This is a genomic window from Mannheimia kashgarensis, assembly GCF_041807705.1.
GTDB lineage: Bacteria > Pseudomonadota > Gammaproteobacteria > Enterobacterales > Pasteurellaceae > Mannheimia.
This window is the reverse complement of record NZ_JBGTYY010000002.1, coordinates 17,237-26,957: the sequence shown is the minus strand read 5'-3', so window position 1 is coordinate 26,957 and position 9,721 is coordinate 17,237. Positions and strand designations below refer to the sequence as shown.

General features: G+C 43.1%; 15 protein-coding genes. 5 read left to right on the top strand and 10 right to left on the bottom strand.

The window, feature by feature from the left end; translation table 11 throughout:
- Nucleotides 1-7: 7 nt before the first annotated feature.
- From ACERCF_RS01325 to ACERCF_RS01305, 5 genes are all read left to right on the top strand, one after another.
- Nucleotides 8-394 (top strand): hypothetical protein, encoded by a 387-nt coding sequence (locus ACERCF_RS01325; RefSeq protein WP_373624348.1) that lies wholly within the window; start codon nucleotides 8-10, stop codon nucleotides 392-394.
- A gap of 10 nt (nucleotides 395-404) precedes the next feature.
- Nucleotides 405-689, top strand: coding sequence for an excalibur calcium-binding domain-containing protein (locus ACERCF_RS01320; RefSeq protein ID WP_373624347.1), 285 nt, complete (start codon nucleotides 405-407; stop codon nucleotides 687-689).
- 55 nt (nucleotides 690-744) lie between these two features.
- Entirely contained in the window at nucleotides 745-1,197 is a 453-nt protein-coding gene (locus ACERCF_RS01315; protein ID WP_373624346.1) for a hypothetical protein, read from the top strand.
- Nucleotides 1,187-1,864 carry a hypothetical protein gene (locus tag ACERCF_RS01310; protein WP_373624345.1) on the top strand — a complete coding sequence of 226 codons (678 nt, stop codon included), beginning with the start codon at nucleotides 1,187-1,189 and terminating at the stop codon, nucleotides 1,862-1,864. The genes ACERCF_RS01315 and ACERCF_RS01310 overlap by 11 nt, the downstream gene beginning before the upstream one ends.
- A 172-nt stretch (nucleotides 1,865-2,036) precedes the next feature.
- Nucleotides 2,037-2,372, top strand: coding sequence for a hypothetical protein (locus ACERCF_RS01305; protein WP_373624344.1), 336 nt, complete (start codon nucleotides 2,037-2,039; stop codon nucleotides 2,370-2,372).
- Between the two features lie 222 nt (nucleotides 2,373-2,594).
- Here ACERCF_RS01305 and ACERCF_RS01300 read toward each other — a convergent pair whose 3' ends face one another.
- From ACERCF_RS01300 to ACERCF_RS01255, 10 genes are all read right to left on the bottom strand, one after another.
- On the bottom strand, nucleotides 2,595-3,836 hold the full coding sequence (locus ACERCF_RS01300) for a phage late control D family protein (RefSeq protein ID WP_373624343.1): 1,242 nt from the start codon (nucleotides 3,834-3,836) through the stop codon (nucleotides 2,595-2,597).
- A complete protein-coding gene (locus ACERCF_RS01295; RefSeq protein WP_373624342.1) occupies nucleotides 3,836-4,273 on the bottom strand; it encodes a phage tail protein in 438 nt (145 codons plus the stop codon). The genes ACERCF_RS01300 and ACERCF_RS01295 overlap by 1 nt, the downstream gene beginning before the upstream one ends.
- The gene (locus ACERCF_RS01290) at nucleotides 4,273-4,437 is read right to left on the bottom strand and encodes a hypothetical protein (protein WP_209026007.1); all 165 of its coding nucleotides are present in this window, start codon (nucleotides 4,435-4,437) and stop codon (nucleotides 4,273-4,275) included. Before ACERCF_RS01290 ends, ACERCF_RS01295 begins: the two co-directional genes overlap by 1 nt.
- 62 nt (nucleotides 4,438-4,499) lie before the next feature.
- A complete protein-coding gene (locus tag ACERCF_RS01285) occupies nucleotides 4,500-4,607 on the bottom strand; it encodes a GpE family phage tail protein (protein ID WP_373624458.1) in 108 nt (35 codons plus the stop codon).
- Between the two features lie 32 nt (nucleotides 4,608-4,639).
- Nucleotides 4,640-4,954 carry a phage tail assembly protein gene (locus ACERCF_RS01280; RefSeq protein ID WP_373624341.1) on the bottom strand — a complete coding sequence of 105 codons (315 nt, stop codon included), beginning with the start codon at nucleotides 4,952-4,954 and terminating at the stop codon, nucleotides 4,640-4,642.
- A gap of 91 nt (nucleotides 4,955-5,045) precedes the next feature.
- Complete coding sequence (locus ACERCF_RS01275) at nucleotides 5,046-5,552, bottom strand: phage major tail tube protein (protein ID WP_373624340.1); 507 nt, start codon at nucleotides 5,550-5,552, stop codon at nucleotides 5,046-5,048.
- A 9-nt stretch (nucleotides 5,553-5,561) separates the two neighbouring features.
- Nucleotides 5,562-6,743, bottom strand: coding sequence for a phage tail sheath protein (locus tag ACERCF_RS01270; RefSeq protein ID WP_373624339.1), 1,182 nt, complete (start codon nucleotides 6,741-6,743; stop codon nucleotides 5,562-5,564).
- 101 nt (nucleotides 6,744-6,844) lie between these two features.
- Entirely contained in the window at nucleotides 6,845-7,117 is a 273-nt protein-coding gene (locus tag ACERCF_RS01265; RefSeq protein ID WP_159630102.1) for a hypothetical protein, read from the bottom strand.
- The gene (locus tag ACERCF_RS01260) at nucleotides 7,101-7,742 is read right to left on the bottom strand and encodes a DUF4376 domain-containing protein (RefSeq protein WP_373624338.1); all 642 of its coding nucleotides are present in this window, start codon (nucleotides 7,740-7,742) and stop codon (nucleotides 7,101-7,103) included. Before ACERCF_RS01260 ends, ACERCF_RS01265 begins: the two co-directional genes overlap by 17 nt.
- Entirely contained in the window at nucleotides 7,733-9,718 is a 1,986-nt protein-coding gene (locus tag ACERCF_RS01255; protein WP_373624337.1) for a phage tail-collar fiber domain-containing protein, read from the bottom strand. Before ACERCF_RS01255 ends, ACERCF_RS01260 begins: the two co-directional genes overlap by 10 nt.
- Nucleotides 9,719-9,721: the final 3 nt, after the last annotated feature.

Here is a 9,721-nt window from a genome sequence, read left to right as displayed (position 1 = left end):
GTAGTCGATGGGGGATACAAACAATCAACACTTCCACGCTAATGTGAATGAAGTCAATGGCATTAAAGCAAACAATGTTTATCTTGATGCCAAAACCGAAAAGCAGAAACAGGCTTATCGTTCTAAAATGTTGAAAGACATTCTTTATTATCGCCACCATTGCTACGAACTGCACATTTTACTGTGCAACTACACCAGAGAACGCTTCCAAATTAAGGGTGACTTTAAATTTATCGACCTTTCAGACCAGCAACTTGAACAGATTTATAAATTTAGCCAGCCGTTGAAAGAGGTTGCTTTTGTTTATAGTAAAAATCTGCAAGACGGGAAGTATAAATGGGTTTATAAAGTGGCTTATATGCTGGAAAGTGTTAAGCGATGGGTTAAACGTTAAGGTATTCATAATGCAAAAATTACTCTTCTCTACTTTGTTTTTTATTTCACCTGTAGTTTTGGCTTATAGCTGCAATGACCCTATCCCTTACTGCAAAGAAATGCAATCTTGCGAGCAAGCAAAGTTCTATTTAGAAAAATGCGATGCAGATCGCTTAGACAGGGATAACGACGGCATACCTTGCGAAAATGTTTGTGGCAAGAAAGGCAAATCCGAGAAAAAAGAACAAGGCAAGAAGTCGGACAAGTCGAAGAAATCGAATTCAGCTACAAATTCAAAAACTCCTGCAAAGTAGTATTCATGCAAGGGCATATTAGAAAGGTTTAGGAGATAGACAAATAGGGTGATTTATGAGCAATACTAAAAATTCATTTGATAATATAACTGCGGATGATTTAGCCCGTTATTTCAAAGCAAAAAATATCTATAAAGGGCAAGAGTTTCTTTCTTGTCATCTATGTCAGCATAATAAATTTTCATTTATTGATTCATCTCCTTTTTTCCCACAAGCAATGGGGGGAGATGAGATTAAATACCGATTGGCTCTACAACCCAAATTGATTAAGCCTTTACCGGTTTATTTAGCTGAACAGGAAGAAATTCATAAAGATAAAGAAAATAATACGGGCTTCCCTGTATCAATGATGCTCAAAACACCTGAAATTTTTGATACATTTAAACAAATCCACTCACGAGAATATCTAGTGCTTACTTGTGATAATTGTGGCAACACATTATTAATCGATCGAGATAAAATCGTGGAGTTTTTAAAGCAAGAGTCGGAGGAGCAAGATGCCAAATAATACGCAAGAACTGCTTATAAATTCGGATAACTTATCCTCGCAACGCACAACAGACGTTCCTCAAGAATTTATTGATTTTTTGGTAAAGAGTCGTATTATGCCCACAGTGCAACTTAATCAACAACCGGGTAACGATATGCAATATTCATCACAATTATCATCACTAGATTCACATTGTCGTGATAGTTTTGCGGAGCAAAAAGTGAAAGTTCAGCAATTATCTGAAACTGCCACTCGACACGAAGCAAAATTAGAGACATTGTTACAAGATACCGCTGTTTTGAAATCTCAAGCGAGTGAGCATCTTGCCAAGAAAACAGATTTACTTGAATTAAGAAATGAATTAAGAAATGAACTCACAACTGGTTTAAATAGCTTAGAAAGTAGAATTAATTCAAAATTTGATGCTTTAGATGTTGATAATAAGCTAAACAACTTAAAAATTTCATTATGGAAAAGTTTTATTGCAGCATCTGTTATTATTTGTGGAGCGATGTACACTTTGCTAATAAAAACAGAAAACGATCTGCGAGCAAATATTGAAAGCAACAAGGTAGAAATTGCTGAAGTTCGTAAAGAAATGAAAGCAAACCACGAAGATGTCTCAAAACAATTAGCTGAAATCCGCTCTTTGTTACAAGAAAAACAATCGACCGCTAAAAAATAATCGAAGCCCACTTTTGTGGGCTTTATTCTTGCTCCTCTTTCGGTTTTAGGGTAATCCAATGAATTTATTTCAATCCAATATTTTAACCTTGCTTAATCACTACCCTCACGGATTAAGTGATGATCAGATTTAGATTTATTGGGCAATTATTGAGAATGATAAATCTGTTTTAATGCTTAAAGGTGATGATAAACATCAACTGATTTATAAACCCAAAGATAGAACGGTGGAAAAACGCTTAAAGATTGAATTAGAAAGGCTAAAAAATAACGCCATTATCCGATTTGTAAATGGCGATTATTTGCTAGATAGTAAAGGCTATGATTTATTAGAAGAGGGCGGTTTAACTGCTGAACTTAAAGGCTTGGAATACTCCACCCTCTTAGATGTACTAAATGCACTGCAATCCGATAAATCTTCTCTTCACACGGTTTTGAAGGTTCTACCTGAAGAAGCCCTGAAATCCATAGTTGCCGCTGGTTTGAAGAAATTTCTTGGCATAGGTTAGCAAGCGGTTCCCATTCAACAGGGCTGTAAATATACCAGTCCTCAATCATTCCAGTGCATTCAAAATATCCACGGCAAGCACCGTGTAACACATAAAACGGTTGGCGAATATCGTGCTTGAGGTAGATGTGAACCTTACCTTTTTTCACGCTCATTCTGCCTTCCCATTTTTGGTTGTCGTCATAAAGGTTGTTTGGGTTTCCGTAGGGAACATTTTGCGTCATTACTCTTTCTCCTCTTTCGGCTTTAACTCCATTTCTAACGCAGTGGTAAACCCACCGCTTTTGCTTAAACTGTGCGTAACCTGTGAAATTATCCACTCGTTGCTATCAATCTCCGCCTTAAAGCCTGTTACCTGCACTGGTAGCTCGGGGATTAATTCCGCATTGCCCTCAGCAAGGGTAAGGCTAAAGGTGGCAACGCCTCGGGCTAATTTACTAAAGGCTCGTTTACAGGCTTCAGTGGCTGATTGCTCGGTGGCATAGGTATGGCGTAAGGTTTTTATTTTTTCGCTGTCGCTCTCAATCGGCTTGCTTTGCACCACTTGGTTGACCTTTCTGCCTTTGCCTTGTACAAATACGGTTTCTTTAATGCTTTTGCCGTCTTTGCCTTTTATCGGCTTGCCGTCTTTCCCTCGTTTGACTTTGGTCTTTTTCCGCATTGTGGGCTTGGTGACTTTTTTCACTTGGCTGTTTTCGTCCCACGTCACCTCGCCTCGCTTGCCGGTTTGCGTGTTGTGCCAATAGGCTTTAACCGCTTTGTAGTTATCCCCTTCGGCAATCGAAAAGCTATGGGAATCCCCCGAACTGCGGGTAATGCGAAACAGGGGTAACGGTTTACCGCTTGCGGTTGTAGCGTTTCCAGCTTTAATGAAAATCAAATTGCCGTTTTTCACGGTAGCAATGGCGTCAAATTGTTCTGCGAGGCGTTGCAAGAGATTAATAGAGCTTTCATTGGTTTGGTCAATGTGTTTCACCTCTTCATTTTCAAATTCTTTGCCCACTATCGGCTTGAGTTTGTTCTCTTCGGCGATCTGTTTCACAATTTTACCAATGGTGGTGCGGTGAAAGCTCCGCTCGTGGCGATTGATCAGCGTACCTCGCAAGTCAGCACTTCTTGCCCGAATCGTCACTTTATCTGGCGGGCCGTCGTGGGTTAGCTCGTCCACCGTGTATTCGCCCTTGTAGGTCAGGGGGCTGTTTTGCCAGCCTAACCCCACCGATAGAACCGCTCCTCGACTTGGCAAAGCAAGTAAACCATCGGCGTCGTCCAGCTCTAAATCCAACTGGTCTGCCTCAAAGCCTCGGTTGTCGGTTAAGGTGAGTTGAATTAAGCGGTGCGTGATCAGGGTGGAAATATCTTTGGCTTTTTCGCCCTCATTATCTTTGCTTGGCTTTGGGCGAACCGTCACCGAAACAGCCGGTGTGCGGTGGTTATGATTGGTTAGCTCTGTTAAAAAATCCATTAAATAAACCCTGCGACCTCATCAATAATATTGGCGAGCAGACTATCATCAACCCGTTTAAGCGACATCGAAAAGCTAATCGCTCGAGGAGTGCCGTCTGCAAAAAAGGTGGTTTCCTGCACGCTGATTCGCTCAATCACAAACCAGCCTAGCACCATAAAAGCTGAACCACTAATCAACGGATAAGCCGAGCCTTGCTCTGCCATCATCTCAAGGGCAAGGATTGACATTTTGCCCCCGGTAATTTCAGGGCGTAGCTCGGCTGAAATCTCCATTGTCTCCCCAGCCTTGCCAATAAATTGGTTTTTTGGCATTGACCCAACTACATCATTTTGAACGTGCGACCAGTTCATCTCTCGGCTGGTGTCTTGGTAAGGGATTGTCGATCGCATAAACACAAAATAGCCTAGAGACATCATTGCGAATTGTTGGAGCATTAATCATCACCACTTGATTTAATATTGTATTGTGAACAAACAAATGCAATAAAAATGAACCACCCCCAACCGGAAATGTTGTGATACATCAAGAATGTAGCCATACCACAAACAGAAATAATCATTAATGCAATCAAACTGAAAGCAACTAAGCTAGATTTCATTTTAACCCCTTATTGCAAACGGTCGAATTTTGCAAATTTTTTGCGAAACACGACCGCTTGTTTTAACTTTCCATCCCACTTCGTAAGCGGGCTTTTTCTCGCCATTGCCCGAGTTCGACAATCGTCATTTCATCAAAGGCGTTGGGTGTCCAATGAAACACGGTAGCAATATCAGCAATAGCGTCATCAACAAATTTCGGAATTAGGCTAAAATCTCGCCCTTTCCCTGTTCTTCGCTGTCCTCTTCGTCTGCCTCATCAAAGTCTTCGCTCATTAAGTCTAGGGCTTTGCCGGAGAGTTTGAGCAAATCCGCTGCCGACATTGTGGCAAAATCGGCTTTGTCTAATTTTGGCGTGGTAATTCGAGGCAACACAATACACCACTCATCAACGCTTAACTGCATTAATGAGGTAAGATTTGTGCCACGCAGTTGTTTGGTTAATGGTTTACGCACCTCAATCTCGGTAATACGTTTTTCACCACGCAAAATGCCTTGTTTTAATGTTGCTTTTGTCATTGTTTAATCCTTTCATTATTGCTGCCGCTCGTGTCTCACGAGTGGCTTAAGTTAAAATTATCACCCGTCAGAGACGGGCGATTGCGTAAAGTTAAAGCCCCATTGCCTTGCGAATTTCCGCTAAGCGGTCTTTGCCATCGACAATGTAAATTTGGTTGAGGGGGTCGATTTCGATAATATCGACACCATTCACCGTTTTTTTGTAATAGGTTAGCGAGGCTTTGTAGGTGTGCTCGGTATCATCACCTGCTTTACTTGAGCCTTCGTCAATTTCCACGATACGACCACGACAGACTAATTCCACCGCATCAACTGAATCGTCATCATCGTGTTGGTATGCACCGTTGAAACGGAACGCATTACCACTAATTGTCCCACCGAATAACTTGATTAAATCGTCTTCGTGTCCGCCCGTTTTAAATTCAAGCTCCAGTTTTTCTAAACCCATATTGACACCCACAGGAGCAATCATTCCGCCTGCACGGTAGTCTTCAAGTTTCATAGCCAGTTTCGGCTGTGTCACTTCAGTGGTTTCGCCCAAATAGCTTGTGCCGTCCACCGAAAAATTAAAATTCTTAAGTTTTGCCGGTAATCCCATTGTTTACCCCTATAACGCTTTAAGTGTATTGACTAAATCCACCACATATTCATCGTTTACACGTTGCTCTAAGCCTAGGCTTTCGAGGGACGGAATCCAGTGGTAATCGTATTTAATGATGAATTTACCCGATTTGATAATATCTGCGGTGATCTCTTCAGCTACCCAGACTCTTGCACCTAAAATGCGAGGGTCATCACCCGATGCCCAAGAGCGTAGCTTGTTGTTAATCGCCTCAAGCATTGTTTTCACACGCAACGGTGTGAGTGGCATATCCACCGCCCAAGTTAAGCCTGCACCGATGGTCTCTTTAATGATTTGAGCTGTTCGCACCGACTGCTGAAACGCCCAGCGGGTATCGGTGGCAAGAGTGCGTGAACCCCAATAGCGGAAACCGTTATTGTTTAAGCAAATGGTAATGCCTTTTTCGTTGAGGTAGTTTGCCTCGGTTGAACTTTCGTTAATATCAAACTCAACAGGCTTGGTAATGCCTGTTACACCATCTACTTCAACGTTTGAAATGTTTTTATGCCAGCCGATATTCTTGTCAATCCAAGCCTGCGTTGCACACGCACGGGCTACGGCATAATCAACATCGTAGGCTTTTTTATCGGTGTTGAACGATTGCCAATCGCCGAAAATCATCATTCCTTCACGCTGTGAGAAGTTTTGGCGATAAGCATAGGCTTGTTCCTTGGTGGTTGCCCCGTTGTCGGAAATAAAGGCAAAGGCATTCAGCTTTTTAGCCACGCTTAATAGTTCGGTCGCAACGGCTTGATTATCGTGCTGTGGCACACAAAGCAATTTCGGCTTAACAAAGACAGTCGATTGTGCGGTTAATAACGCCTTAATACCGGTAAATTTACCGCCTTCTTGTGTGCCGACAATGTTCGCCGTTAAGGTATCTTCATCTTCCGATTCTTCCACACGCACAACCACAGTTGGTGTTTTAACGATTGAACCGATTGAATTTAACGTGCGGCGTAATGTGCCTGCTGCCCCTGCTTTTTCAAGGTAATTTAAGGGGTTAGTAATTAAAACTGGCGTGTTAAGTGGAAATATTTCCGCATCGGCTTGGTCTCCGGTGCAGACCACCCCAATGACAGAGGTTGCAGCGGTGGAAATGGTGACACCACCTGCATTGACCTCAACCACCTCAACGCCGTGTAGATAGGTATCTAAAATTGACATAGTTATCCTTGTGTTGGGAAGGGTTAAATAACAGGTGAGACTTTAAAAAATAACCGCTCGAGTTGCGAGCGGTTCGGGCTGTGAAATGGGGTTTAACAGGATTAAATGATTTCGGTAAACTCTGGCGGATACTGCTTGCGATGTAACTCACTCAAATAGGCGAGTTTGCAATGGTTTTTGTCAAAAAACAATCCATTCACAAACGCATACCAAAAACGCCAACGCTTTTTCGGCTGTTTAGCTTTTACCGCTCCACGATAGCAACGGCTCGAAAAAGTTTCATCCGCTGCTCCGCCTGTTAAGGCGTTGAAGAGTTGGTCGATGGCGATTAAAACGTGGTAGCCCCATAATTTAATTTTATTGATTTTGCTCATTGAGATACTCCTCATACGTCTTTGTCCAGCCGTCGGAATAGTCATACTCTAACGGATTTTCTGCTTGCTCAACCGCTGTTTTGTGGCGTAATGCGTTGGCGTGGTTGCCTGTTTTTGCAGCCATCAACGCTTGCCAAATCACTATTAACTTGGCTTTGTTGAGCATTAATATTGAGTTGTCTGCACACGTCCAAGCAATCTCGCCCACCGCATCGCCAAACAGGTCAAAACTACTTTTGGCACTGAGTAAATTACGCTCTGCGGTGGCGTCGGTATCCAGCCATTTGTCGAGTGGCTCAACATATACGCCTCCGTTAATCTTGCGGTCTCGTAAGGCGTTGATTGCCTCTCTTATTTTTGCAATTTCTGCGTCTTTTTTGACCGCTTGTTGCTCGGGGGTAATGACCCAAGTCTCGCCGTCCCAAGTATGGTAATCGCTCGGGCTGGGCTCTGCTAACCTCGGTAAGCCATCTTTGCCCTCTACGATTTGCTGCCCCTCTGCTTGCCCTGTGAGTAGAGCAAGGTGTGCCTCTGTGCTGAGTGCTACGGCATTTGCAGGTAGCTCATCATCGTCGTCGATTTGGTAAAATCCACCGTTTTTGTAATACACTCTCATTATTTCCATTTGCCAACTCCAAAAAATTGTATGCGGCATTGTCCTTGATTATGACTACCATGCTCATACAGGTGATAATAGACTTGGGTATTATTACTACCACTGGTAATGTTAACCCCTGCATCGTGCCCCTCATTCATCGATGTGGTCACTTGAGCCATCACAAGAGGACGTTCGGCAAATGCGACCGCCCACCGAAAATTTTGTAGCCTTGACCGCTCTGGGATGATGTCATATTGCTCATACACATAAGTTTGTATCATCCTGCCATCGGGATATTTGCTTATCTCAAAATTGCCAATTTTTTGATAGACAAACTCATCTTGCCTTACGCCATCAGTAATGCCATAACCTGCAAGGGTGGTGGCATTATTTGCCTTGCCGTTTAATGCAGCTTGCAGGTCGGTAATATCGCTAATACCGTGGCGATGGTTACTATCTGCCTTGCCATTTAGGGCATTTTGCAAGCCTGTAATATCGCTAATACCGTGGCGATGGTTACTATCTGCTTTGCCGTTTAATGCATTTTGTAGTCCTGTTATCTCGCTAATACTGTGATTATGGCTACTATTTGCCTTGCCGTTTAATGTACTTTGTAGTCCTGTTATCTCGCTAATACCGTGATTATGGCTACTATTTGCCTTGCCGTTTAATGCACTTTGTAGTCCTGTTATCTCGCTAATACCGTGGCGATGGTTACTATCTGCCTTGCCATTTAGTGCTTGTTGTAAGCCTGTGATTTCAGCAATGACGTGTAGATGACCCGCACCTGCATTACTATTAGCGATACCTTGCACGGCGTCGATAAGGTCCTTAAGTACTTTACCTTGTGCCGCAGTTAAGGCTTGGTCGGTTGCGGTGCTGGTAAGCGTATTATTAAGCGTTATATCGGTACGTTGCCAATCAGACCAGTTGTCATCACTGCCGCTGGTTTGCCAACGCTCATAATGCTCTCCTGTGTAGTGCGTCCTAAATATCTGTCTACACCAACGCTCATTACCTGGTCCACCTGTTATGACAATGAGATGCCCTGTTTTATTTGGTGGGGCATTGGTGGTTGTGCCGCGTGAGTTAAAGCTGTAAATCTCATCCGTGCGATAGGTATTGAGATCGCCTGTTGCAGATTGCACTACAAAGTCCGTGATACCATAACCTGCAAGCGTCGTAGCTGGGGATTGTTTAGTATTGGCCACCCCGAGTGCCTCGTCTGCTTTATTTTTTGCCTCGACACCTTTGTCGTAGGCGGTTTTGACTGCTAAACTCGTCGCCACCGTATCCGCACTGTTACTGTTTACAGTATTAGATTTTTTGCTGTTGGGGATGTAATTGCCTAGATTGCGGGTAATGGCATCAATCAAACTCTTAAGAGCTTTAATTGCTTTCGGGGTCGCAGCCATATCTTCAGCATCGGAGTCTAAGCCAGAAAAGAGCTTAGTTATGCCTTTTTTGAGGAGTGTGGCAATCGGCAAGCGGTGCGAATGCCCGTTTTCTTCGATGATTGATTGACTATTCTCATCTAAATCTTTTGGCGTAAGTTCAGAGCGTTTTGCCCAAATCAGCGAATTATCCACCGTGAGGTTAACACTATCGCTTGAGCTCACCAGCAAGATCATTCTTAGCACTTGCACTTTCCCAGAGCCTTCAGTTAGCCGTGGCTTATAACTTTCAGGAGTATTGGCTATCGCTACTAATTTTTCGTTATTGTCGAAAATGCCCATTTCACGGATATAGAAGCCGCCAACATCTTCGGGGATAGTCAATTCAAAAATAACTTGTTTATTATTTCGCACGTCCAGCTTAATCGAGTTGATATTGGCACGATAAACCTCTCGCACCAATGCCGTGCGTGAGGAGTCAGGCGTGACTGCTCGCCCATTGCCATCTCCTACTGCCATTTTGAGGATATTCAATGGTTGTTTGGTGCTGATTGCTTTTGCAAAAGCAGTCACACCATAATTTGTTAAAACAGAATGGAATTGAGCCATTAT